The sequence below is a fragment of the Psychrobacter maritimus genome, assembly GCF_904846345.1.
Lineage (GTDB): Bacteria > Pseudomonadota > Gammaproteobacteria > Pseudomonadales > Moraxellaceae > Psychrobacter > Psychrobacter maritimus.
Genome location: NZ_CAJHAJ010000002.1, coordinates 100,397 through 124,952 on the forward strand (window position 1 = coordinate 100,397; position 24,556 = coordinate 124,952).

Annotated in this window: 23 protein-coding genes and 1 tRNA gene; 5 read left to right on the forward strand and 19 right to left on the reverse strand. The window is 42.8% G+C overall.

Annotation, left to right across the window (positions count from 1 at the left end; translation table 11 throughout):
• Positions 1–50 precede the first annotated feature (50 nt).
• On the forward strand, positions 51–893 hold the full coding sequence (locus tag JMX50_RS03250) for a hypothetical protein (RefSeq protein ID WP_201628407.1): 843 nt from the start codon (positions 51–53) through the stop codon (positions 891–893).
• A 72-nt stretch (positions 894–965) separates the two neighbouring features.
• Positions 966–1,041, forward strand: a tRNA-Arg gene (locus JMX50_RS03255).
• 223 nt (positions 1,042–1,264) lie between these two features.
• Here the strand turns inward: JMX50_RS03255 and JMX50_RS03260 are convergent.
• The 10 genes from JMX50_RS03260 to JMX50_RS03305 form a co-directional block, all read right to left on the reverse strand.
• A complete protein-coding gene (locus JMX50_RS03260; RefSeq protein WP_201628408.1) occupies positions 1,265–1,432 on the reverse strand; it encodes a hypothetical protein in 168 nt (55 codons plus the stop codon).
• Between the two features lie 194 nt (positions 1,433–1,626).
• Positions 1,627–4,284: a copper-transporting P-type ATPase gene (locus tag JMX50_RS03265; protein WP_227670886.1), complete on the reverse strand. Its 2,658-nt coding sequence runs from the start codon at positions 4,282–4,284 to the stop codon at positions 1,627–1,629.
• Between the two features lie 114 nt (positions 4,285–4,398).
• The gene (locus tag JMX50_RS03270) at positions 4,399–4,575 is read right to left on the reverse strand and encodes a hypothetical protein (RefSeq protein WP_201628409.1); all 177 of its coding nucleotides are present in this window, start codon (positions 4,573–4,575) and stop codon (positions 4,399–4,401) included.
• Positions 4,576–4,704: 129 nt separating this feature from the next.
• On the reverse strand, positions 4,705–5,190 hold the full coding sequence (locus tag JMX50_RS03275) for a DUF305 domain-containing protein (RefSeq protein WP_201628410.1): 486 nt from the start codon (positions 5,188–5,190) through the stop codon (positions 4,705–4,707).
• Positions 5,191–5,217: 27 nt separating this feature from the next.
• Positions 5,218–6,192, reverse strand: coding sequence for a copper resistance protein B (locus JMX50_RS03280; RefSeq protein WP_201628411.1), 975 nt, complete (start codon positions 6,190–6,192; stop codon positions 5,218–5,220).
• A 31-nt stretch (positions 6,193–6,223) separates the two neighbouring features.
• The gene (locus JMX50_RS03285; RefSeq protein WP_201628412.1) at positions 6,224–7,939 is read right to left on the reverse strand and encodes a copper resistance system multicopper oxidase; all 1,716 of its coding nucleotides are present in this window, start codon (positions 7,937–7,939) and stop codon (positions 6,224–6,226) included.
• A 148-nt stretch (positions 7,940–8,087) separates the two neighbouring features.
• Complete coding sequence (locus JMX50_RS03290) at positions 8,088–8,720, reverse strand: DUF411 domain-containing protein (RefSeq protein WP_201628413.1); 633 nt, start codon at positions 8,718–8,720, stop codon at positions 8,088–8,090.
• 164 nt (positions 8,721–8,884) lie between these two features.
• Positions 8,885–9,478, reverse strand: coding sequence for a c-type cytochrome (locus JMX50_RS03295; RefSeq protein ID WP_201628414.1), 594 nt, complete (start codon positions 9,476–9,478; stop codon positions 8,885–8,887).
• A 74-nt stretch (positions 9,479–9,552) separates the two neighbouring features.
• Positions 9,553–9,825, reverse strand: coding sequence for a hypothetical protein (locus JMX50_RS03300; RefSeq protein ID WP_201628415.1), 273 nt, complete (start codon positions 9,823–9,825; stop codon positions 9,553–9,555).
• A gap of 147 nt (positions 9,826–9,972) precedes the next feature.
• Positions 9,973–10,299 (reverse strand): hypothetical protein, encoded by a 327-nt coding sequence (locus tag JMX50_RS03305; protein ID WP_201628416.1) that lies wholly within the window; start codon positions 10,297–10,299, stop codon positions 9,973–9,975.
• A 336-nt stretch (positions 10,300–10,635) separates the two neighbouring features.
• On the opposite strand from JMX50_RS03305, the gene JMX50_RS03310 reads away from it, so the two are divergent.
• The 3 genes from JMX50_RS03310 (at position 10,636) to JMX50_RS03320 (ending at position 13,508) form a co-directional block, all read left to right on the forward strand.
• Positions 10,636–11,355 (forward strand): heavy metal response regulator transcription factor, encoded by a 720-nt coding sequence (locus tag JMX50_RS03310; protein WP_201628417.1) that lies wholly within the window; start codon positions 10,636–10,638, stop codon positions 11,353–11,355.
• A 1-nt stretch (position 11,356) separates the two neighbouring features.
• Positions 11,357–12,829: an ATP-binding protein gene (locus JMX50_RS03315; protein ID WP_201628418.1), complete on the forward strand. Its 1,473-nt coding sequence runs from the start codon at positions 11,357–11,359 to the stop codon at positions 12,827–12,829.
• Between the two features lie 331 nt (positions 12,830–13,160).
• The gene (locus tag JMX50_RS03320) at positions 13,161–13,508 is read left to right on the forward strand and encodes a hypothetical protein (protein ID WP_227670888.1); all 348 of its coding nucleotides are present in this window, start codon (positions 13,161–13,163) and stop codon (positions 13,506–13,508) included.
• 196 nt (positions 13,509–13,704) lie between these two features.
• Here the strand turns inward: JMX50_RS03320 and JMX50_RS03325 are convergent, their stop codons facing one another.
• The 9 genes from JMX50_RS03325 to JMX50_RS03365 form a co-directional block, all read right to left on the reverse strand.
• Entirely contained in the window at positions 13,705–14,388 is a 684-nt protein-coding gene (locus JMX50_RS03325) for a hypothetical protein (RefSeq protein ID WP_201628419.1), read from the reverse strand.
• Positions 14,389–14,583: 195 nt separating this feature from the next.
• Positions 14,584–15,276, reverse strand: a complete 693-nt coding sequence (locus JMX50_RS03330; RefSeq protein ID WP_201628420.1) for a nucleotidyltransferase family protein — start codon at positions 15,274–15,276, stop codon at positions 14,584–14,586.
• Between the two features lie 39 nt (positions 15,277–15,315).
• Complete coding sequence (locus JMX50_RS03335) at positions 15,316–16,680, reverse strand: XdhC family protein (protein WP_201628421.1); 1,365 nt, start codon at positions 16,678–16,680, stop codon at positions 15,316–15,318.
• 117 nt (positions 16,681–16,797) lie between these two features.
• The gene (locus tag JMX50_RS03340; protein WP_201628422.1) at positions 16,798–19,251 is read right to left on the reverse strand and encodes a xanthine dehydrogenase family protein molybdopterin-binding subunit; all 2,454 of its coding nucleotides are present in this window, start codon (positions 19,249–19,251) and stop codon (positions 16,798–16,800) included.
• A 2-nt stretch (positions 19,252–19,253) separates the two neighbouring features.
• Positions 19,254–20,246: an FAD binding domain-containing protein gene (locus JMX50_RS03345; RefSeq protein ID WP_201628423.1), complete on the reverse strand. Its 993-nt coding sequence runs from the start codon at positions 20,244–20,246 to the stop codon at positions 19,254–19,256.
• Positions 20,243–20,947 carry a 2Fe-2S iron-sulfur cluster-binding protein gene (locus JMX50_RS03350; protein ID WP_201628424.1) on the reverse strand — a complete coding sequence of 235 codons (705 nt, stop codon included), beginning with the start codon at positions 20,945–20,947 and terminating at the stop codon, positions 20,243–20,245. The genes JMX50_RS03345 and JMX50_RS03350 overlap by 4 nt, the downstream gene beginning before the upstream one ends.
• A 194-nt stretch (positions 20,948–21,141) precedes the next feature.
• Positions 21,142–21,639 (reverse strand): BLUF domain-containing protein, encoded by a 498-nt coding sequence (locus JMX50_RS03355; protein WP_227670889.1) that lies wholly within the window; start codon positions 21,637–21,639, stop codon positions 21,142–21,144.
• A 306-nt stretch (positions 21,640–21,945) separates the two neighbouring features.
• Positions 21,946–23,376 (reverse strand): MDR family MFS transporter, encoded by a 1,431-nt coding sequence (locus JMX50_RS03360; RefSeq protein WP_201628425.1) that lies wholly within the window; start codon positions 23,374–23,376, stop codon positions 21,946–21,948.
• A 65-nt stretch (positions 23,377–23,441) separates the two neighbouring features.
• Entirely contained in the window at positions 23,442–24,026 is a 585-nt protein-coding gene (locus tag JMX50_RS03365; RefSeq protein ID WP_201628426.1) for a TetR/AcrR family transcriptional regulator, read from the reverse strand.
• Between the last annotated feature and the right edge of the window lie 530 nt (positions 24,027–24,556).

Here is a 24,556-nt window from a genome sequence, read left to right on the forward strand (position 1 = left end):
TATTCATTTAAATCATTGATTACTTTAACCAAAAAAAAGAGCGGTAACTTATGAGAGACTACAAGCTGCTATTAGCCGGGCTTATTTTACTGCTGCTAATTATTTTTATCGCCATCTTTACTTGGTTATGGACCAGCAATCGTAAAAACATGGATCCTCTGCCTATTATGGCAAATGATAATGATGCATCAACGGCGACAGCAGATGATGAAAACGCCATTGCCAAAAGCACCTTGCATATACAAGCAGAAGACAAGATACAAGTGCCTTTAGATGCTGTTATCACAACCTTTCAATCACGCTATCCGCATGTGCAGATAGTCACAAACTATGTTACTTCCGCGGCCCTTCTAACGCTATCTGACAGTGAATTTGCCGACAGTCATCGCACTGACGATGAACGCGCATCTTATGTCGTGAATACTGATATAATTATTGCTAATAGCAAGCTGTCAAAAGAGCGCTTATCCCCACTGCAAGAACAATTAAAGGCGGCTCAAGATAAGCACAATCAAAATAAAGTGAAAAATAATAGTGTTCAAGAGGAAACAGCGAAAGATGGTCTTAATGAAAATAATGAGACTGATACTGAAGTGGCAACTCAAGCTAAAAGTGACAATACCGATACCCGCAGCCTTATCTCATTTAGCTATGCGTTACAAGATACGCAAGCAGTAGATGGCGTTGTATTGACGCCAAACCCTGCTGCTATTAACTTTAGAAACTTTTTGCTTTCAAGTACCGGACAAGACATCTTAAGCCAGCATGATTATAACAATATCGATGGCTATAAGAACGATATGGATAATTTATTCAAACCGAGCTCAGGCGCCAAACAAGCAACAGGCGAGCTGAAAGTAGATGTCGCCGACGTCCTTAGCAATGGTAAGTGAGCATGAAGCCCGCTGCTTAATGATTACTCATTGCTTTTGTAATAGGTTTTTTCTACAATAGCACTCCATTATGCGCTTATAGCTCAACAGGATAGAGCAGTTGCCTCCTAAGCGATCGATCGGGGTTCGAGTCCCTGTAAGCGCACCAATTATTGTATTTAGACATAACCTCGCATTACCTAAACCCATTCAAACTCTTTATGTACTTCGTCAAATGTCTTTCTTAAGCGCTTGTGATTACCTGCTAGCACCTTTACAACCTTATCCCAAATGGTTTGGGATAAGGTCGTTAAAAATGGTCAGATCCTTTTTGAAAATCTCGATCGCGTCTCGCTCTGTCTTATAACTTTTATAATCTGTAGAGTTGCATCCTATGCAGCTTTGCTACGTTCAAGCAGCATCTTGGCTTGTCCACGGGCGAGCATGTAACGCTTTTGCCAACACTCAATGGCAGGTTTACAGATATTGCTAATAGGCGCGTTAGACTTACTCCTTGCATAAAAGACAATGACAAACTGCTCAACCTCTGCCCAATGCAAGACTTTGCCTGCACATAGCTTTTCGTATAGATCAAATAAAATATCAGAGTCTTAAGTATATGCACTTACTTTTTAGAAAAAATATACATTAAAAAAGGCTGCCAACACTATACTATATAGCTTTTGCAGCCTTTATCTAATTTAGTATCTTACTTAGATGAGGTTGTGAATATTGGGATTTTTTAATATTCACACTATAAATCCAAAGTACGCAATCTCAGTGCGTTACCAATCACCGATACTGACGACAAGCTCATGGCAGCCGCTGCTATCATAGGACTAAGAAGAAGCCCAAACACAGGATATAGCACGCCAGCAGCAATCGGTATACCAAGTGCGTTGTAGATAAAGGCGAAGAACAGATTCTGTCTGATATTACGCATGGTGGCGTGGCTAAGCTTATAGGCTTTTGCAATACCCATTAAGTCGCCTTTTAGCAGGGTAATCCCTGCACTCTCCATCGCCACATCAGTGCCGGTACCCATAGCGATACCAACATTAGCCTGCGCTAATGCGGGCGCGTCGTTGATGCCATCCCCTGCCATCGCCACCAATTTACCGCTGTCTTGCATCTCTTTGACGATGCGGTTTTTGTCCTCTGGTGAGACGTCGGCATGAACTTCATCGATATCTAATTTATTGGCGACTGCCTGCGCGGTCTTTTCATTATCGCCCGTTAGCATGACGACTTTTAGTCCCGCATCATGAAGCAGTGAAATAGCCTCCTTGGTGCTTGGTTTAATAGGGTCAGCAACTGAAATAATACCAGCAGCTTTACCATCTATAGCCACAAACATGACCGTTTCACCATCCTTTCTACGGACGTCAGCTTTAGTAGACAAATCCTGATCGAAGCTATTTAAACGCTCCATAAGCTTTGAGTTACCGATCGCGACTTGTTTGCCGTTGACCACAGCCTGTACGCCCTCGCCAGTCGTTGAATTAAAATCACTAGCTTTAGGAATAATGAGTGATCTATCTTGCGCCGCTTTCACGATAGCTTCTGCTAAAGGATGCTCACTGGCACTTTCTACGGCAGCTACTAGCGCTAAAAACTCATCCTCATCTTGACCTGCCAGCGCATCAATAGCAGTCAGCTCAGGTTTACCAGCGGTTAGCGTTCCAGTTTTATCAACAACGATAGTATCGACTTTTTCCATCGTTTCTAGTGCTTCGGCATTTTTGATAAGGACGCCGTTTTGCGCGCCTTTTCCCGTACCAACCATGATTGACATCGGCGTTGCCAGTCCGAGCGCACAAGGACAGGCGATAATGAGCACCGCAATGGCGTTAACCATTGCATAGGCCATAGCAGGCTCAGGGCCGAATATCGCCCAGACAATAAAGGTTACGATGGAGGTGACAATAACAATAGGTACAAACCAACCTGCTACCTTGTCAACCAAGCGCTGGATAGGCGCGCGGCTACGTTGGGCTGCGGCAACCATTTGCACAATTTTGGATAATACTGAATCTGCTCCAACATTCACCGCTTCGACCAATAGCGTTCCGGTACCATTTACCGTACCGCCCGTCACTGTATCTCCCTGTACTTTTGATACGGGGATTGGCTCACCCGTGACCATTGATTCGTCAACATTACTATTACCATCGAGCACAGTACCATCTACAGGCAGCTTCTCACCGGGTCTAACTCTTAGCTGGTCACCACTGACGACTTCATCAAGTGAGACTTCACTCTCTTCTCCGTTTTCATCAACACGTCTTGCGGTTGGCGGTGCGAGCTCAAGCAACGCTCGGATCGCGCCTGAAGTTTGACTTCGAGCTTTTAGCTCCAATACTTGACCCAGTAGCACCAAGGTGACAATGACAGCTGCCGCTTCATAATACACCCCCACTTGACCAGCGCCATCTCTAAAGCTATCTGGAAAAATACCCGGAAAAAAGGTCGCGACAATACTAAAAATATAAGCAGCGCCTACGCCCAGCGCAATCAAGGTAAACATATTCAGATTGCGGCTTTTGATAGACTGCCAGCCTCGAACGAAGAAGGGTGCTGCGCCCCAAAGTACAACCGGAGTAGCAAGCACTAACTGTATTATTTGACCAAGTTGTCCAGAGATATCAATTGAGCCAATTTGATCTAGGTTTATCCCAAACATATCGCTCATGGCATAAATAAATAGCGGCAAGGTAAGTAAGGTGCAAATCCAAAAGCGCCGTGTCATATCATCGAGCTCTTCGGTATCTTCTTCACCAGCAGTGACAGTTTCAGGTTCGAGCGCCATACCGCATATCGGACAGCCACTATTCCTAACGTCTCTCACTTCTGGATGCATCGGACAAATATAAACGGTACCACTATAGCTAGCTGGCACTTTATCAAATTTGCCGCCTTTAACGGACTTTACCTCGGTACGGTCAGTATCTTTCCCATGACAATGTGAATGGCTGTCTTCATTGTCTTTGGAATCAGCGATCTCTTTAACAATTTCGTCTTCAGGTTTAAGAAACATACCGCATATAGAGCAATCGCTTTTCTCAACATCTCTCACTTCTGGATGCATGGGACAGATATAGATCGTACCGCTATAATTTTCCGGTACTTTATCGTACTGTCCGCCTTTGACAGATTTTATTTCACCGCTGTCCGCGCCTTCTCCATGACCATCTGCATGGCTGTGGTTATGGTTATGGTCGTGATTATTATTGCTTGAGTTAGCGACCTCGTCTTCAGGTTTGAGTGCCATGTTGCATATTGGACAGCCACTATCTTCAACATCTCTGACTTCGGGATGCATTGGGCAGGTATAGATTGTGCCACTATAGTCAGCAGGTACTTTATCGTACTGTCCGCCTTTCATAGATTGAGTATCGTCAATATGTTTCATAAAACCACTCCTTGAAGACCATGAGTAGAGATTTTGAATCCGTAATATCAACCGCTGATAGCCGTTGTCTCTACTCTTGCTTTATATGCCTAACAACTTAGTTAAGCATAAGACTTAGTCTGGTTTACGCAGATATTTGATCAGCGACATAATAATTAATATCAGTACCACAAAAACGAGTACCGTGAACAACAGGGAGATAATAGATCCTCCCCAACCCATACCATGCATTGATCCATTCATCATGCCGTGCATAGGCGCGTTCATCATACCGTGCATCATAATAACCATTACAAAGACTCCTTATTTATTATTTCCTTAGTATTAGTAATGATATAGTACTAGCGTATGTACGTACACCTTTCAATAGGCTGCTTACTTAATGACACCTAATACAAAATGCTCAAAATTTATGACTGTTTATTCCAACTCTTCAATAAGCGCTTGCATCTCAGCGATTTCACGCTTTTGTGCCTTAATAATATCGTCAGCAAGCTGACGCACGCGTGGATCTTCGATATCTGCTCGTGAGCTGGTCAAAATAGCAATCGAGTGATGTGGTATCATCGCCTGCATCCAATCGACTTGATTCACGGTTGCTTGAGAGCGCACGCCCCAGATACCGATGGCAAACATCAATACACTTAGCCCATAAACCATCAAATTAATTTTGGTTTTTTTGTACATATTACCCATAAAGGCCAGCATAATGACAGCCATACCCGCACCCATGTAGAGCGCCATATAAGCTCGGGTTTCACTAAAGTAAACATGACTCCATTCATAAGTATTGAAATACATCATGATGTACATCACAATCGTAGACGTCACGATCATCAAGGTGAACTTGACATAAGGGTTCATGCCCTGTTGATGATTCATGTTGTTTTGATCTGAAGCATTCATAGTATATCTCCTATTATATTAATAATATTAGAACCAGAATTTAACCCCTGCAGTCAAACTGCTGCTATCAACCGATTCATTATGTTGACGACGCTGATCTCGAGCACTGCCAAGCGCTGTCTCATAACTCACACCCACATAAGGCGCCAGTTGGCGACTGAATATCTCATAAGTGAGCATCACTTCAGCCTCCATCTCGTTAAAACCTTTGGTAATATGATTGTCGCTGTCTTCTTTACTAAAGGCTGTTAGTCCTACTTCCGGTATCACAACCCAGTGCTGGCTCAAGCGCCACTCGTATTCTGCGCCAAGGTCCAATCGAACTTGTCCATCAGAATACAGATAAGCTCTGGCATCAGTTTCAATAAAGTAAGGCATAGTACCAACAATACCCGCCATAATGGCAGGTTTGTCATTTTCGGTATCATAAGCAACACCGGCCTCGCCATTCCAAAAAATACTTAGCGGCTTCCAGTAAGACAATGAGGTCAGACTATCAATTTCTTTATCATCTTTGGTTTGAACACTACCTTCACTGCGCAAAGAGAGGCGGCGCTCATCTACGCCATACCAAGCACCAACCTCATAATTAATCTGATCGTCATCAAACTGATAACCTAAATCATCTACAGAAACGCCCCATAATGGCATATCACCCATCATCATAGGCTTACCATACTGTCCATAAGGAACGCCGTTTGAATAGTCAGGACTGCGCGCATCAGCTGGCGCTTTACCACCTTGCATACCTGACATATCCATTTTGCTATGATCCATATCGGACATATCCATACTGCTATGATCCATATCGGACATATCCATATCCGACATATCTATGCCGCTGTGATCCATACCAGACATATCCATACTACTATGATCCATGTCTGACATCATCATGTCTTTTTTAGCAGTGGACGGGTCAGCAGCATTAGCGAATGATGATGCCAGCAGTACCAACGATGATGCCCCAGCGAACCGTAAACCTACTTTATGTATTTTCATCTCATCTCTCACCTATCAATCAAAGATTTGCTTAAATGACCGCCACTTCTCTAAACATACCGGCTTCCATGTGATAGAGCAGATGACAATGCCATGCCCATCGACCAGCTTCTCCTGTGACATCAAAGCTGATTTTTTGTGCCGGCTGCACCATAATAGTATGCTTGCGCACCTGAAACTCGCCGTTAGGCATGCGCAAATCGCTCCACATCCCATGTAAATGCATCGGATGGTTCATCATCGTGTCATTGACTAAGGTAATACGCACGCGCTCACCCGGCTTAATATTAACCGGTGTCGCATCACTAAACTTAACCCCATCAAACGCCCAGATATAGCGCTCCATGTTACCGGTTAAATGTAGCTCGATCTCTCGGGTAGGTTTGCGCTGCTCTGCAAATATTGCCTCATCGACAGAGCGCAGCTGGCTATAGTTCAGCACCTCTCTATTAATTTTACGCAGGTTAATACCGGGATCATCAAGGTTCATACGTGGACTGTCCACACGCATGTCAGATTTGAAGTCATACTCAGTTTTGGCATGCTTGGCTTTATAACCATCAGCACCCATAGCGCCCATCATATCTGCCATGGTGAGCCATTCGATTTTGTCCATAGTAGGCGTTGCCGCACAAGCGCCTTCTTTGGTGGCAAGCGTCGCAGCGACATAGCCTGAGCGATCTATGTTTTGGGCAAATATGGTATGCCCATCTTTGGTTGGGGTGACAATGACATCATAGGTCTCAGCCACGCCAATACGAAAATCATCAATCGCAACGGGTGCGACATCAATACCATCGGTTGCCACCACAGTCATTTTGAGACCGGGTATGCGCACATCAAAGATGGTTTGCGCTGAAGCATTGATAAAGCGTAATTTAACGCGCTGTCCTGCCTTGACGATTTGTGCCCAATTAGCCGCGGTGGTTTTGCCATTGATAAGGTAGGTGAAGGTGTTTTCGCCCGACAAGTCAGTAAAATCAGTGGGCATCATGCGCATCTGATTCCACATTTTGCGTTTATCAAACGCGGTTTTCATATCCGTTTCAGCGATATCAGACAGTAGCTTCTTGAAGTCTGGCAGATGATAGTTGTCAAAGTCGGCGCGCTGTTTGAGCAGCTTCAAGAGGTTATGCGGGTTGCGGCTGGTCCAATCACTGAGCACGATCACGTGGTCTTCGTCGATAGGATGACCCTCACGCCCTTTAGGTTCAATCACAATGGCACCCAACATACCGGTTTGTTCTTGGAAGCCACTGTGTGAGTGATACCAATAGGTGCCTGATTGTTTGAGTTTGAATTTATAAGTAAAGGTGCTGTTTGCAGGAATGCCATCAAAGCTAATACCCGGTACCCCATCCATCTCAAAAGGCACCAGCAATCCATGCCAATGGATAGAGGTTGATTCATCCATCTGATTATGAACACGTATCACTACCGTATCGCCTTCACGCATCTTTAGCGTCGGTGCTGGCAGTGAATTATTGATGAGCGTTGCCATACTCTTTTTACCATTAACAATAGCGGACTGTTTACTGACGTATAAATCAAACTCTTTCCCTGTCAATACAGGCACTTTATGAGTGTTTTGGTCACTATTGATAGTAGCGCCCTGACTGCCTGAGCGACTTGAGTGTCCCAATGCGCTACTGGCCATGGTCGGTAGCGTCGATAGCATAGACGCGCCAAGTAGCGTAGATGACCCTGTCAAAAAACGCCGGCGGTTCAGTATGTTCTGTTTATTCATAATGATGACCTAATTCAATTTGAGAGATGGTGAGCTTATAGTTATAATATTTAACGATACGTCAATTACGATTGGGAATCTTATTAAGCCGCTTTTGATGCTACTCACATTCAATTTATCCAGATCTCAGCCAAAACAACCATCAAAATTATAGTTGCTGCTGAGGAGAATCAATAGCGGCATAAACTTCTGTGGTACCGTCTTTGTTAAGCTGCATCACTTTATAAGGCATGAATTTATCTTGATATTCCATACCGGGGCTGCCAACCGGCATACTCGGTACGGCCAGTCCAATAGCTTGTGCAGGAGGATTTTCCAGAAACTGAGCCATGTGTTTAGCAGGGACATGGCCTTCAAAGACAAAACCGTCGGTGGTAACGGTGGTATGACAAGAGCGCATTTTCTGTGGTACGCCATATCGCTCTTTGAACAAGGATACATCTGCAACATCGTGCGTGGTCGCGCTTAATCCATTGTTTTTTGCATAGCCTACCCACTCTTTGCAGCAGCCGCAGTTGGCGTCTTTATACACTGTGGCTGAGACGTTTTTGAGTAATGATGACGAGCTGTTAACGGGAGCATTTGACGGAGCTGATTTATTATTTTGTACGTTCTGGACAGCAACAGGCTCAGCTTGTATTGACTGCGAGTCAGAGACGTTGGTATTAGATTGGCTACAAGCAGCTACTGTGAAGGGTAATGCCGCTGTCACCACCCATAAAAGAACACGACCGGATAACCAGTTATGTCCATTAGAAAACACGTGTATGTAACGTCTCATTAAATTACTCCTAAGCGTCTATGGTTATGCTCGATATTCTAAAAACTGAACCCTATATTTGTAGCTTCATATACTTAACTACAAACGTTAAATGCAGCACTGTTCGGTACTGCATTGTTAATGACGACAACCGTTACTTATGACGCATTCATATCTAAACAAGGTTAATGCTGCATTCCAGAGCCATCTTCTGACATATCCATATCACCATCAAAGCTCATGTCCATAATATCGCTATCTATCCTCGTGGTTAGCATGGTGTACTGAGCTTCACTTAATTCAGGTAACGATCTGATAAAAGCGACCATTGCCCACATTCTATCGTCATCATGGGACGCGCCCCACGCAGGCATTCCAGATGCCATAATACCGTGCTTGATTGCCCAAAAGCTTTGCTGTGCACCATCCTCAGTTTGATAGCGTTTGACGATGTCAGCCTTAGTAAAGTTGGGCGGCTTTGGATATAAGCTTTCGCTAAAGTCAGTTTGTGCCACTCCTGGAGACAAGTGACAGCCTGCACACATATCCTTATAGTCCGCGCCACCAGAGCTGATCATGTCAACTTTCTCTAAATCTGGTACCACAATATCTTTACTGGCATTTTCTATAGAACGATTGCGCGCAGTTTCTAAAAAGCTATACATCATTGGGCTATGCTCTTGGTCTGCGCCCACACTGACAACGCCACTGCTAACAACCGCAAACACGCCAGTGATTGTCACAAATACGGTAAAGAGCGCACCCAATAAAAATTTCATCTATTTTCCTAAAAATTTATTTCCGTTAAGTGTTGACTATTATTTAACAGAGCTGATTAACAGAGCTGAAATTCTTAAGATTTACTGTCATTAGTCACGCAGTGTTTTTGGTACATCTGTTTCATTTTTCCCATATTAGCCATCATGGCTTTCATGGCGGGGTCGTTCATGTCCATCTTGCTATGATCCATTTTTTCCATCATCTGCATATGCTTTTGCATTTTTTCACAGTTCATCTGGTCTTTCTCAGCATGCATTTTTGGGTCATGCGCCATCGCTGAGGTTGATACAATAAGAGCGATAGCCGTCATTGCGATTGATTTAGACAGTAATTTAAAATTTGACATAGTTAATTCCTATTGATTGGATTAAAAGCTATTGAAGGTAAAGTGATTAAGGGTAAAGCCGTTAAACCAGTCTAAATGATACGTTATTCATTCTGACTGGTAGATGACGTTAAGATTACAATGTTGTCATTCTCATCGCTTTCGATTTTAATGCGCGACATATTCATTTAATATAGCTTCAGCATTTCTATCACGATCGCTACCATATTTTTTCACAAAATATTTTTCAGACTGCAAGTGCTGATCTTGATGCTGTATCTGACACGCGACTCTCGCATCAACATAGCCTTTCATTTGCGCGCTAGAAATCTGTGCATCGTTATGATCTGCGTTCTTTGCAAAACGAGTAACCGCATCACAATTACCAAGAACAGAAGCATCTAAGTGTGTGGTATGCGCATTGGCCGCTGACATGCCCACTAACATCGATACTGAAAGTAAAGCTACTTTTTTTAATGAACAATAATTTTTCATATAAGACCCTTTGAAGATAAATAATAAGCTGTTTAAGTAAGATAATCGCTTAACTTGTAGAAGCGGTCTGTATCAGAGACTAGCCTCTATGCGGCGTTTATTTAGAATACTAAATGTGGGCTGACAGCTAGATGACACGGACATGACATGTTTGTTAGGAACAACATATTATTTTCATCTGCTTGTCATCTGCTTGTCATTAAAGCCAAATGCCAGCATCTGCCTCTATCCAAAGAGCGCTGTTAGCACAAGGGTTTTTGATAAACATACGGCTGATAAGCCAACAACATTAGTAATATGCTGTTGACAACCATAATGATATGAAGGAAAGCGACGATGAAAGTACTGTTAGTAGAAGATGAGGAAAAACTTGGAGAATATATTAAGAAAGGCTTAACTGAGGCCGGTTTCATCGTGGATCATCATATGACAGGTTTGGATGGTTATCATGCGTTAATGACTGAAGATTTTAGTGTGGTGCTGATGGATGTCATGCTGCCTGACGTCAGTGGCTTTGAGCTGATACAGCGCTACCGTGCCGCTGGCAAGCATACGCCTGTTTTGTTTTTAACGGCTAAAGATGATTTAAGCGATCGGATTAAAGGTATTGAAATTGGTGGCGATGATTATCTAACCAAGCCTTTTGCTTTTGCTGAGCTGATTGTTAGAATAAAAAGCCTATTGCGCCGTGCCAATCAATCGGATTATAAAAGCTCAGTCATACATGTAGCAGACCTGAAAATGGATATTGCCAAACGTACCGTATATAGAGGTGATACCATCATAAAACTGACTGCCAAAGAGTTTGCTTTATTACAACTTTTCCTAGAACGCCAAGGTGAAGTACTGCCACGTACTGTGATTGCCTCGCAAGTATGGGACATAAATTTTGACAGTGATACGAATGTCATTGACGTGGCTATAAGACGTTTACGAATCAAAATAGACGATGGATTTGATATAAAGCTGATTCACACGGTACGCGGGATGGGCTATCGATTAGAGGCGCTAGCTACTGAGGTTCAAAGTGGCGTGGGCGGAGACCATTCTAAATAACATGAACTATAAATTCACAAACCGGCGCTGGTCACTGCTATGGCGAACTATTTTCTTGCTAACGGTCTTCGTTATTATCTCTCAGATCATTATCTATGCGTGGGTGCAGCGCTCTGTGAGTGGACACTTTGAGCAAATGGACTCAGAAATCATTACTCATGCGGCTTTTAACCTGCGCAAACGCATGGTTAATCTGGACGATCATATAGAACCATTGACAGTGTCAAAGTCGCAATCACTCATTGATGACAATCACCTGCATTCTTCTTGGCTAGATTATGATTTAAAAACCTTAATATCAGATAAAAACGGCAAATTATTATCTAGTGATCCCAGTAATTTCCTCCATGACTTACCGACCGACTTTAGCTTGTTACCACTATGGCAGGATCATCACGATCAGCAGTTTATGATTAAGATAAACAATAGGCATTACCGAGCAATTATCATTGAAAATCAAGAGGTTCTGGCATTTATTGCTCTACCTATCGATGTGCACCATCAATATCTTATCGAGTTTAATCGCCAGCTAAGCTTGATACTTATAGCCATCACCTTATTATTGGTTTCAATAGCGGCATTAAGTGTATATTGGGGTTTTGCTCCTCTAGCTACTATCGTACAAAAAATGAAAGGCATAAATCTTCAAAGGTTAGATGAAAGAGTGGTGGTTGGCGATATGCCGTTAGAACTGCGACCACTCGCAGAATCTTATAATTCGATGATGGTCAAGCTTGAAAGTAATTTTGAATCGTTGTCACGGTTTTCAGACAATATCGCCCACGAGCTACGCACGCCAATAGCGACGCTGAGTACGCAAACGCAGGTCATGTTAACCAAGCCAAGAGAAGGCGACGAATACATCGAGCAATTGCATCATCAGCACGATACGTTAGAGCAGTTGTCCGCCATGATTAACAATATGTTGCTACTGGCAAAAACCCAAAAAGAGCTGAGTGATTCACAAATCAGTGATGTCGATACCGAGAGGCTACTCACAAAGCTGATAGACTATTATGAAATGATTGCCGAAGATCGTGAGATAACTTTTGAGAAATCGGGTGATTTTAAAACAGTACTAGGTGATGAAGGCTTATTGCAACGGCTGTTTGCCAATCTGATGTCAAATGCGATTTATTATGCGGCTAGTGACAGCGCTATCCTGATATCCGCTACCGTCCTCACTTCAAACAATTTACTTAATGCGGCAAAAGACGATATTCAACCCTCAAAGCAGCTATGGTTAAGAATAACTATGACCAATCGTCTAGACAAACCATTAGATCAGATTGAAGCTGATAAGCTGTTTGAGCGCTTCTATCGTCATGATAAGACGGGCAATCAGCATTCGGGGACAGGGCTAGGATTGTCCATCGTTCAGGCCATTGCTAATGCTCATAAAGGTAAGGTGAACATTACTATCAAAGATGAGTATTGTTTTGAGGTTGCTGTAGAATTGTTGATGGTCAGGTAGTAAACACCTTCATACTATGGCATTTGGAGTGTAGATCATGAATATACTTAACTCCCTAGTGAAGACTTGAATATCAGGCTGTAGGCTAATAATATCAACGGCTTTGCTCATTGAAACAGTCACAGTGTAATTCGTGGTGTACATGCATCGAGATTTTTAAATACGCTAAAGAGTTAATATATCACTTTCAATGTATAACGCTTTTATCATAGAATGCATGAAATACAGTCCGCTTTTAGCTGGCTACACACATTGCTCAATATTCACTCAAAGAAATAGCTAAGAATCACCATCGCTGTCTCTTAAGTTTATTATAAACAAGGACATTAGAATGCAAGTAAAAATAGGTCTGTTATTAGCTGCTGTGTTGGCGTCAGGATCAAGCTTTGCCGCCGATGCTTATAAGGTTTCTACTTCTGTATTTAAAGATGGTGAGTTAATTGCGTCACCTGTGATGCTGGTAAATGCTGAGGAGATGGCATCGATCGCCATTGGCACTGATTTTGAGTATAACCTGACAGTAAAGCCATCTAATGAGCATACTGCTAAAGTAATTACGATTGTTAAAGCTGGTGACAATCTTACTGAACATGAAACGACAGTTGCCTATGATAAGGAAGCGACTGTTGGTAATGGCAACGACAAACTTACTTTACTGGTTCGTAAAATTGCCAGTTAAGATGTACAGCTCTAAAGAAGTCTAAATATACACAGGGCAAGACCTCTAATCTGTCAGGCAGCGCTGCCTGACTCAAGTAAATCAGCCTCCGATATAGTCGGCGCGGTTCACAAAAAACCTTGTAGCGTAAAGCATACAAGGTTTTTTTTACGTCTATAAGCTGATGTTACAGCAACTTATAATTTTTTGGTGCCAATTAGTTTCGTAGTTGATCAAGCATACTCTGGTATTTGTCTTTTTTATCGGAAATTTTACTACGTTCCTCGGCTAGATTAGGCACTGACTCTTTAGAGTCTTCTACCTTCTTATCAAAGGCTTTTAGCTCAGCCTCTACCCCGTCCACAAGCCTATTAAGCATCATAGCGAGCGCTTTTTCAGAAACTTCATGCGTCATGTTAGAGGCTTCAGAGGTAAAATCATCTTTGAGCTTAGACGCCCATTGATAGATATGACCTATCGTTGCGCTGTGCTTATCATCTTTATCGGATTTATCAGAATTCTCTTTTTCATTAGAATCAGATTTGCCGTCTTTATCAGAGATAAATTCATCCTTAAGCTTAGACGCCCATTGGTAGATATTAGCTATCGTCGCACCATACTTATCATTTTTTTCAGACTTATCATCTTCACTAGATTCATCTTTTTCGTTAGATTCATCTTCGTTGCTAGTTTTATCTTCTTTGGCAGATTTACCCTCTTTATCAGACTCAATCTGTTTTTCGGCATTGTAATCTTCAAAATCACCGTCTTCATACATTACTTTATCGCCTTTTAAAACCTCAACACCCGTCACTTCATTATTTGAAGGCGCTTCCGTTGTATTTTCAAGCGACTCTAGGGCATTCTTGATGTTATCGTTATCAGTAGGCTGGTTTGACATGATTTCTAATCCTTGTTAGTGAAGTATATTTACACTCAATCATAAGTCAGGACCATCTTATATTGCGTATCTCAATGTAGATTGTTTTGTTCTAAATTGGTTAGAAATGCTGCGGGAACTTCGGTTACTAATCCAGTCATTGGCTACTGGCCATTACACAAACGCGATTGCGGCAAGTGACAGCATTTAACACTACTAATCAATCCAATGTTTTTGCTTAGCATAGGTAAGTTGTGCGGGCGTATCAATATCGTGGCTTAGTTTAGGATTATCAACGGTACTGATTTGATTGGATGGCAGCGCTCTAATCAAATGCCGCAATCCTTTATCACCTATCAGAGCCGATTGCCAGTTTTTAAGACGCTCGTAATCAATGACAATAGGTAGACCAATAATACGGGCTTCATTAGCAATCTTAGAATGATGGTCATCTAAAGGGCTATAACTACTAGCAACGACAGTGTGTTTACCTGCCAACAGCTTGCTCAAATGTTCGCTGTCCAATAACACTTGATCAATGCCCATGATTAGTACCGAATTGACAGATAAACCATCAAACGTAGCTAAGGCTTGTATACCAATGGATAAACTCTCGCCTAGCCCTTTTTCGGGTGATGAATTCGTTACTATTTTAATCAATGATTGGAGGCTATTTAGCTGATCGGTTAAATCAGCAATCGAATCTAAAATCGCTGACTGGTTTTGAGGAACCACGATCACTATAAGGCTAGGCTGAGTCAGCATAGCAAGGCGAGTCATATAGCAAATTAGCGACTCATTATTCTTATTTAATAACTGCTTTGGTTGACCGAGGCGTCGACTAAGTCCGCTTGCTAAGAGAATAACGGCATGGCTATGACTAGGTTTACGACTATTTGTAATAAGCATCTATATCCTCCCTTATCTTAGCGATGTTTATGACTATGATTATGCCGGTGCTTGTACATCAGTTTTGCTACGCTGTTCTTGGCTGCTAGGGCTCATGGTTTGAGGGGATTGATTATGCATTACCGCACTCATTTGCGCCATGATACTCAGTGCCAATGCTTCTGGTCCATCTCCGCCCAATTTATAGCCGATAGGATAATGCAATTTATCAATACCATCCGCTAAAATATGCGGGTTAGCACTTGTCTCACCAATCTCTTTGATTAAACGTTCAGTACGATAGCGAGGCCCTAATTGCCCAAGATAATGATAGTGAGCAGAATGTTTTAGTAGCACGGCAAGTCGAGCGCGGTCTTGGGTCAGACTATGAGACATCACAGCAACGGCGGCGCCAGCACTAAGCTTGAGCAATGTTTCGATATCATCCAAGGGTAAACATAGCACGCTATCTGCTTGGCTAAAGCGCAGACGCGTCGCATATTGCGGTCGACTGTCTATGACGGTGACATGCCAATCTTGCAGCTTTGCCATTGTCACCAGTGGTATAACATCATTGCCTGCCCCGCAAATCAGTAATCGTATTTGTGGGCAGATCTGCTGCAATAACCACTCCGTGTGACCGGTTTTTAACACTAATTCTGCCCCGCTTTCATACTGACGATTAGCTGTAGCTTGTAACTCTAAATCGTTTGCCAGCTCAACATATTCAGCATGGTATCCAGCATCTTTTTTATGAAACTGATGCTTTGATAATTTTTTAATCGCCTTTAACAACACATTATTTATAACAGTATCCGCGTCGCCTGCCATGTTGTGGTTCAAATATATATCCGTCAGACTGCTTGTTTTTAAATATTTATCTAAATAAACACGGCTACCAACTTGCAGGTCGAGCGCTCCGTTTTCGCTATTATCCGATCTAACAAGAGTGGCAATCGTTACCGGTTGCTGAGTGTGACGAACCTGACGGATTAGATCCAATAGCGGTATTGCTGTCGCTAAACGCTCAAACAACACATGCACTCGTCCATTACAACCCAAGCCAAAATTGAGCTCGCCCTCTAAAAAATCATCTTCAGATATATCCTCATCTTTAACACTAACGTCTTTTACAACAGTCGAATCAGAATCGCTATTTTTATGATATCCAATATCATCGCCTGTCTGGTAGGCCTGCACAGTCGCGCCATGACGAGTTAACCAAAAGGCACGTTTGATAATATGCGGCTCAAGGCAGCCACCACTAATCATCCCAACCGAACGCCCATCAGCGCATATCAGCATCATCGCACCCGGTTGCCGATACGCCGAGCCTTCTGTACGCACCACAGTGGCTAATACGGCATCGGTGTTTTGTTGTATCGCTTGTGTGGCAAGCTCTAGGATATCAGCGATTTGATTCATAATGCCTCTTATCAACTTAAAATATAGACTTAAAAAAACCTTAGAGAATACGTTAAAAAAACCCGTTATTTAATCGGGTTTTTCAGCGAAACAAAGTAAGACAGTATTTGATAACAATCAATCTGGCAGTTGGTCAATAAGTTTATCTAAGGTAATTGGGAAATCGCGAATACGAATACCAACGGCGTTATAGATAGCATTGGCAATGGCTGCCGCTGCGCCTGAAATCGCCGTTTCACCAATGCCTTTGATGTGCATCGGATTGGTATAACGGTCGTCTTCTTCTAGCAAAATAACTTCTAGTTGCGGTACATCAGCATTGACAGGAATGTGGTATTCAGAAAGGTCATGATTACACAAGCGCCCGTCATGCTTGTCATGGATAACTTCTTCCATCAACGCCGAACCTATCCCAAACACCATGCCGCCATAGCACTGTGAAGTGGCGGTTTTGTGATTAAGAATACGCCCAGCGGCGAAAACACCTGTCATGCGCTTGACTCGAATCTCACCCGTCACTCGGTGCACAGCGACTTCCGCAAAGTTAGCGCCGAATGAGGATTGACGATGGGTTTTTTCATTTTTACCCGGTTTAATCTTGCCTTTAGCACTGAGCTTTCGGTCGTCATATTGCGCAACAATATCGGCCAGTGAATAGCTTTTAGAATGACTAAAATTATAGCTACTTTGTTTAGCTTTCTGTGTTTCTGGCAAGAGCTCCAATACAGCTTCAGGGATAGAGACGCTCGTCTTTTCTGTTAATTTATCTACAAGCTCGGTGGCAGCATTTTTACCAGATTCGATGATAGTCTCTGTTACTGTGACTTTATGCTCACCTATTTTGCTAATCTGCCCATCATGCAATTGGATGGTGTCAGCATATAGGCCGACTTTATCTGCCAACATTTCGCGCAATTGCTGACACGCCAGATAAATACTGCTTCCTGAGCTTGCTGCGCCCATACTACCGCCAGAACCAACGGCTGGCGGCAGACTGGTATCGCCAAGCTTCATCTCAACATGGTCGACCGGTAGACCCAAAAGGTCAGCAGCCACTTGGGTAAATACGGTATAAGAGCCCGTACCAATATCGGTCATATCCGTCTCAATAATAGCTTTGACCCCAAGCTTTTTTGAGTCATCAACTTGTAGGGTTGCTCGTGCTTGAGAGAGTTTTAACTGATTACCACGAGCAGCGGCGGCCATACCAATACCCATCCACCAATCTCCTTCTAAGCGACTGGCAGGCACGGTATTGCGCTTCTCCCAACCAAACTGCTCAGCCCCTTTTTCCATACAGGCAATCAGTTGCCGAGTTGAAAAAGGTATCTCTTTACTGGGATCTTGTTTCGGCTCATTACGGCGGCGCAGCTCTATCGGATCGATATCTAACTGAATGGCCAACTCATCCATCGCACATTCAACAGCAATTAATCCGACGGCCTCGCCAGGCGCGCGCATAGAACCTGATAGGACTTTATTGACATCAACCATCTGATAGTCGACCTGACGATTTTCGCCGCGGTATAAATAATGCGTAGACAACGCTGTGGGCTCAAAGAAGCTCTCGCCGGGTAAATTACTGGTGATGGTATTATGGATAAAGGTATTAATAATACCGTTTTTATCGCAGCCAATGCCGATACGTTGACGCGTATCTGAGCGTCTGATGGTGGTTTCCATGACTTGTGGACGAGTCATCACAATCAATACCGGACGCTTGAGCTCTTTTGCAGAAATGGCCGCGGCAATCGATTCAGGGGCAATACCAAGTTTACTGCCGAAGCCGCCGCCAACATAACGCGCTATCAGCTGTACATTATCTGGATCCAACTCTAAGGCATCTGCTACTTGTTGTTTGCAAGATGACAACATCTGGTTGGAGGTATACATGATTAACTTGTCATCCTCCCAATAAGCCAATGTGGCATGTGGCTCCATGGGCGAATTACTCTGGCTTGGCGTATGATAAATCTGATCAAACGAAACCGCTGACTCTTTAAGTCCTTGCTCCGGATGCCCCTGTTTGTGATTTTTATCAGAGCCTTCCGCCTCATTGACTGAATGGGCGTTTTCTAACGCTGCCTCAAAATCTATGACGGCATCTTCTGTCTCGTCTTTATAAGTCACCTTGAGGGCTTTTGCGCCTTCAGTAGCCGCTTCAAAAGTTTCAGCAATCACGGCAGCTATTGGCTGACCATGATAAAAAATCTCGGCAGCGCCCTGAGTAGGAGCTTTTTTCTTGCCGCCTTGCTGAGCGTTACGCAAAAAATGTTTGGGGTCAGTGACCACTTTAATAGTGCCAGGAAGCGCTTCTACTGCACGGCTATCAATGTGCTTTACCTTGCCTTTAGCAATGGTCGCACCCACTAAGACGCCGTAAACCTGCCCTTCAATATAAAATTCTGCGCTATAAGGCGCTTGTCCACTGACTTTCAAGGAACCATCTACACGATTGATAGGTTTACCAACCAATTGACTGGCAGTTTCATCAAACAGAGAATCAACTGGATGATCCATGGTCATTTTTTTGGTGGGTTCTGATGGCAGTACTGAGTCCAATAATGACATGATTATGCTCCCTTAGCCGTCAATGCGCGCTGAATGACTTGTTTTAACAAGCGCCGCGTCAGCGATATCTTAAAGTCGTTTTGACCACGACCCTTAGCATCTTTTAATAATAAATCTGCCGCTTGCGAAATAACATCAAGGTTTCCGTCTGTACCCGTAAGTAAGGCTTCAACCGCTTCATTACGCCAAGGCTGAGTGCCAATACCACCAAATGCCAAACGTACGGTTTCTAAATTCCCTTGAGCGTTGACGTTGATTACTGCCGCGCAGGACACTAAAGCAAAGGCGTAAGAGGCGCGATCACGGACTTTGTCATAAGTGTGCATCCCTTTCATGGGCGCTGGGAGAACAATATGAGTAATCAGCTCTCCCGTCTCTAAAACGGTTTCAATGTGGGGCGTATCTTTTGGCAAACAATAAAAGTCTTTAATCGGAATCTGCCGCGTGGTGCCATCTTCTTTAAGCGTCTCAATAATGGCATCAAGTAAGCGCATCGCTACCGCCATATCTGATGGGTGCTGGGCGATACAATCGTCACTCGTCCCTAAGATGGCAAGTGGGCGATTTTCACCCTTGATAGCGGGACAACCAGAACCAGGATTGCGCTTATTGCATGGACTATCTGGCTGATAAAAATAATAACAACGGGTACGCTGCAATAGATTTCCGCCTGTGGTTGCTTTATTACGCAGTTGCCCTGATGCACCTGCTAACATTGCCCGTGCTAATACAGGATAGCCTGCAGTGACTAAGGGATGTCCGGCCAAGTCACTATTGGTGACTAAAGCACCGATGCGCAAACCTCCATCAGTAGTAGGTTCGACTGCTGCTAATTCAAGGCGCGTGATATCAACCAATTTTTGAGGCGTCTCAATCTCAATCTTCATTAAATCTAATAAATTGGTGCCACCAGCAATAAATGAAGCGTCTTTAGGAGTAGCAAACATCACGGCTTGTTGCGGTTCAAGAGCACGGATATATTCAAAGCGCTTCATGAACGTTCTCCTTTAGCACTGGCAGCATCGGGAACATAGGCAGCATTGGGAACATCGGCATGGACAGTCGGCTTTACTATGGACTGATTGCCAATTTGTGCTTCGCTTGGCGGTGGTGACCAAATACCGCTAATAGTTAGAGCCGCTGCCTCATTATTGCGTGTATCGTTAATCACTGAAGAAGAATCTGATAGTTGGTTTTCGAGTACCTGTGAGATGGCTTTGATAATATTAGGATAGGCTGAACACCGACAGATATTACCACTCATGCGCTCAGCAATCTCTTGTACTAGCAGCCCATTGGGATTTTGCAAACTAGTAGTGACATGACTTGGCCATTGTTGCTTGATTTCTTCTATCAATGCCGTTGCTGAACAAATTTGCCCAGGCGTACAATAGCCACACTGAAAGGCATCATGATCTTTAAAAGCTTGTTGCAATTCTGATAGCGATTCAGGTAGTCCAATACCTTCAATGGTGGTAATCTCATCACCATCGTGCATGACCGCCAATGTCAAACAAGAATTGATTCGTCGCCCATTAATAAGCATGGTGCACGCGCCGCATTGCCCATGATCGCAGCCTTTTTTGGGTCCGGTGATATGTAAATGGTGACGACAAACGTCAAGTAGTGTCGTGCGCGGGTCAAGAGTATCAAACTCATAATCCTGCTGATTAATCGTTAATGTTAAGTTATACATGCTGGCTTCCCGCTGGCAAAAGATAAGAAAATCTTAGAGGGTAAGTCGTCATTAGTCTACAAACGATATGTTAGAGCAATGTTATTAATGTACAACGGACGTAGTTTTAGAAAACCCTTATCTACTGTTAAACTTACCCCAGCCACCCATAGCTACGAATCTCTTGTTTTTATTTCGAGCAGATTTTATTAGATTTATTTCTCTTCAGAGGCGCGTTGTTCTTGAAGTTTTGCTAGTGTCTCAATAAAATTCATAATTTGAGAAGTACTCATAAGATAAGGATTAAATTCATTGCTTGCTGAGAACTTCTGCATATATTCTTTATTCTCATCGCTCGGCGTTAAGTATTTCATTGACCATTTATCCCAGCGCCGTTGTTCAACCTCACGACAATCAACGATCTGAAACGAAAAATGGCGATTGTCCTTGATTAACTTTGCCAACAATTCATTAATAACAGGTCTTGCACCCTCAATACTCTGGAGGAAATAATCCTCATTCATCACCAATACGCCACTAATACCATTGCGCTCATTGTTCCGTCGCGCTTGCTCAAGGATTCGTGCGACTTCGATATTCGCATTATCGGTGTTATAACGACTGATATAAGTTAGGCGCAAGAGAATACGCTCGCCATGCTGTGTATCTAGAGTATTTTTTTCTGAAAGATTGGCCAGCTTTGGTTCCATCATTAGTTTCCTTTTAATAAACGATTATTGTCATTTGATTAGTTATGCCTATTTAAGACACCATAAGGCTAAGACACCATAGGGAACAAGGTTACTGGCTATAATCATAAAACCTGTATAAGAGATGTAGGTTAAACACAGGTTTATGTTGTCTGGCATTTATTCTAAGCACTTAAATTTCAAGCACTTAAATTTTAAGCACCTAAATTCTAAGCGCGTAAGCTAATGATTTTCATACATTTTAAACCATTTATCATGACATCTTTTATTAGCGTCATCATAAATGGCGATACGTTACTGGTAGCTATCTTAATCAGCTTTTGGTGACTTGATAAAAAACGATATCATCAGCCCGAAAACCGCTAAGGCAATGCCCAAAATAAATGCCGTTTGTACACCAGCAGTTAATGACGTACTTACTAAAGACGGATCTGATGGATCAGCAACCGTCTTTAAGAAGTTGCTTTGCGAAGTAGACATTATCGTGATGGCAAGCGCGGTTCCGATTGAGCCCGATACTTGCAGTAAGGTGTTTATCAACGCGGTTCCATCTGGATATAGGTTTTTGGGTAGCGCATTTAGACCATGGGTTTGCACTGGCATCATGACGAATGTCACACCAATCATAAGACCTGAATGCAAAAAGATGGCCATAGGAATAGTAGTTTCGGTAGTCACATTCGATAGCAACCACAGCATGATAATCATGATGATAAAGCCCGGAGTCAGTAGCCATTTTGGACCATACATATCATAAACACGCCCTGCAACTGGAGATAGGATGCCATTTAACGCGCCCCCTGGCATCAGTATCAGACCCGCCGTAAGCGCCGTTAAGCTAAGTCCAATTTGTAAGTATAAAGGCAATAGAATCATACTTGATAAAATAATCATAAATGTCGCCGAGACACTCAATAAGGCTAAGGTAAACATAGGATATTTTAATGTGCGCAAATCTAACATGGGCTTATCGAGTTTAAACTGTCTTGATGAGAATATGATCAGAGACATGATACCAACTATCAGGGTGCTAATGACCACTGGACTGTCCCAGCCTTTGTTCCCTGCGATACTAAAGCCGTATACGATGCCACCAAAGCCAATCGTCGATAACAAGATTGAAAGGACATCTATTTTAGGTTTTGTCAGAGTCGTAACGTTCTGCACAAAGAGCAATCCATATACCAATGAAAAAAGCAAAAACGGAATAAGCAGCCAAAGAATCCAATTCCAACTCAAGACCTCAATGATTAACCCCGCAGTGGCCGGTCCAATAGCCGGTGCTGACATCATCACCAGCCCAACCAACCCCATAATGGTCCCTCTTTTATGAATAGGGAAAATCACTAATACGGTGTTGAACATAAGCGGAATTAATAAGCCCGTACCGATAGCCTGAATGACACGTCCTAAGAGTAATACCTCAAAAATGGGTGCCATACCAGAGACTATCGCGCCGGCAATGGAAAACAGCAGTGATGCCACAAATAACTGCCGAGTACTAAACCACTGAATGAGTAGTGCGGACACGGGAATGAGTATTCCCATCGTCAATAAGTAACCTGTGGTTATCCATTGTACTGTCGAAGAAATGACATTGAATTCAATCATTAAATTGCCAAGCGCCATATTTAAAGCTGTTTCGCTAAATAATCCGACGAACCCTGCGATTAAAAAGGCGATTAAAATTGGGATTGGTTTGATACCGGTTTGACTTTGTTCCATTGCAAGGCTAGACATTAAAACTCTCTATGATTATTAACAGAATCAATTTTTGATACGCTAAGTGGATATTTCTCAGTAAATTATTTTATAAATAATGAAGGGATTTGCTCTGCGATTGTTTCCAGTGGTTTGCCGCTTTTCATCGTTAACGCTAGCAGGATGCCGCCTTCCGTCAGTGCATGGAAAACGGTGGCTAAACTGGTGGCTTGCTCCTTGGGATAGCCTGCTTCAACAAACTTCTCTGTATAAAGAGATTGCCAATCCTTGAAAGTCGCTTCACACGCCAATCGGATTGGCTCACTCGTAGAATGCTTTTCTCCAGCAATGGTGCCAATCGGAGAACCAATCGGATCACCACCATCACCGAATACTTTCGATAATTCATAGACATAAGCTTGCAAGGCCTCGATTAGATTGCCAGTAGCTAGATTAGGAGTACCATCAAAGACCTGCTTAATATCTTCCATCACCAGTTTTTTGGTATTTTCAATCGCGGCAATGGCCAACTGCTCCTTGCCTTCTGGAAAGTAATAATACAGCGAGCCTTTGGGAATCCCGCTCTCTTCAATGATGTCGTTAAGCCCCACGCCGCAGTATCCCCGTACCTTAAAAAGACGTGATGCCGTCTCAATAAGAACGTCCTTTGATTTTACTTTTTTATTCATGACCAAACCCTTTTTTAAAATTATAACAACTGGTCTATTAGTGAGCGTATGGTAGAGATGAAACCAACCTATGTCAATGTCTTAAAAATATGACAATGGTAAATGTCCTCTGTATTCTGTATACAACAAAAAATACAAAAAAAACACCCAACCAAGTTGGGTGTTTTTATCTTAAAAATAGATATTAATTTGGGAGTATTTCTAAAGAACAAATGACATTGGTCATTTATCATGCTTGGTCACTTTCCATTCTTGGTACTATAAGCGTTCAAAATTAATATAATGTCATTCTAGTATTTTCTCTATACAATCGTTTTATCAGCGTTCAGTAAACGTACCATGAACACGTTAAATATAAAATTTCCGCTTAAGTCTAAAAATTCACAACAATCACAACAATCACAACAATCACAACAATCACAACAATCACAACAATCACAACAATCACAACAATCACAACAATCACAACAATCACAACAATCACTATTACGCTTCAATCATGAATGTATTAATAGCCCCTAAACCTTTTT

Excerpts from the sequence above, each read along its gene's own strand:
- JMX50_RS03250 (WP_201628407.1), top strand. The coding sequence starts at position 51 with ATGAGAGACTACAAGCTGCTATTAGCCGGGCTTATTTTACTGCTGCTA.
- JMX50_RS03265 (WP_227670886.1), bottom strand. The coding sequence starts at position 4,284 with ATGAAACATATTGACGATACTCAATCTATGAAAGGCGGACAGTACGAT.
- JMX50_RS03270 (WP_201628409.1), bottom strand. The coding sequence starts at position 4,575 with ATGGTTATTATGATGCACGGTATGATGAACGCGCCTATGCACGGCATG.
- JMX50_RS03275 (WP_201628410.1), bottom strand. The coding sequence starts at position 5,190 with ATGAATGCTTCAGATCAAAACAACATGAATCATCAACAGGGCATGAAC.
- JMX50_RS03280 (WP_201628411.1), bottom strand. The coding sequence starts at position 6,192 with ATGAAAATACATAAAGTAGGTTTACGGTTCGCTGGGGCATCATCGTTG.
- JMX50_RS03285 (WP_201628412.1), bottom strand. The coding sequence starts at position 7,939 with ATGAATAAACAGAACATACTGAACCGCCGGCGTTTTTTGACAGGGTCA.
- JMX50_RS03290 (WP_201628413.1), bottom strand. The coding sequence starts at position 8,720 with ATGAGACGTTACATACACGTGTTTTCTAATGGACATAACTGGTTATCC.
- JMX50_RS03295 (WP_201628414.1), bottom strand. The coding sequence starts at position 9,478 with ATGAAATTTTTATTGGGTGCGCTCTTTACCGTATTTGTGACAATCACT.
- JMX50_RS03300 (WP_201628415.1), bottom strand. The coding sequence starts at position 9,825 with ATGTCAAATTTTAAATTACTGTCTAAATCAATCGCAATGACGGCTATC.
- JMX50_RS03305 (WP_201628416.1), bottom strand. The coding sequence starts at position 10,299 with ATGAAAAATTATTGTTCATTAAAAAAAGTAGCTTTACTTTCAGTATCG.
- JMX50_RS03310 (WP_201628417.1), top strand. The coding sequence starts at position 10,636 with ATGAAAGTACTGTTAGTAGAAGATGAGGAAAAACTTGGAGAATATATT.
- JMX50_RS03315 (WP_201628418.1), top strand. The coding sequence starts at position 11,357 with ATGAACTATAAATTCACAAACCGGCGCTGGTCACTGCTATGGCGAACT.
- JMX50_RS03320 (WP_227670888.1), top strand. The coding sequence starts at position 13,161 with ATGCAAGTAAAAATAGGTCTGTTATTAGCTGCTGTGTTGGCGTCAGGA.
- JMX50_RS03325 (WP_201628419.1), bottom strand. The coding sequence starts at position 14,388 with ATGTCAAACCAGCCTACTGATAACGATAACATCAAGAATGCCCTAGAG.
- JMX50_RS03330 (WP_201628420.1), bottom strand. The coding sequence starts at position 15,276 with ATGCTTATTACAAATAGTCGTAAACCTAGTCATAGCCATGCCGTTATT.
- JMX50_RS03335 (WP_201628421.1), bottom strand. The coding sequence starts at position 16,680 with ATGAATCAAATCGCTGATATCCTAGAGCTTGCCACACAAGCGATACAA.
- JMX50_RS03340 (WP_201628422.1), bottom strand. The coding sequence starts at position 19,251 with ATGTCATTATTGGACTCAGTACTGCCATCAGAACCCACCAAAAAAATG.
- JMX50_RS03345 (WP_201628423.1), bottom strand. The coding sequence starts at position 20,246 with ATGAAGCGCTTTGAATATATCCGTGCTCTTGAACCGCAACAAGCCGTG.
- JMX50_RS03350 (WP_201628424.1), bottom strand. The coding sequence starts at position 20,947 with ATGTATAACTTAACATTAACGATTAATCAGCAGGATTATGAGTTTGAT.
- JMX50_RS03355 (WP_227670889.1), bottom strand. The coding sequence starts at position 21,639 with ATGATGGAACCAAAGCTGGCCAATCTTTCAGAAAAAAATACTCTAGAT.
- JMX50_RS03360 (WP_201628425.1), bottom strand. The coding sequence starts at position 23,376 with ATGTCTAGCCTTGCAATGGAACAAAGTCAAACCGGTATCAAACCAATC.
- JMX50_RS03365 (WP_201628426.1), bottom strand. The coding sequence starts at position 24,026 with ATGAATAAAAAAGTAAAATCAAAGGACGTTCTTATTGAGACGGCATCA.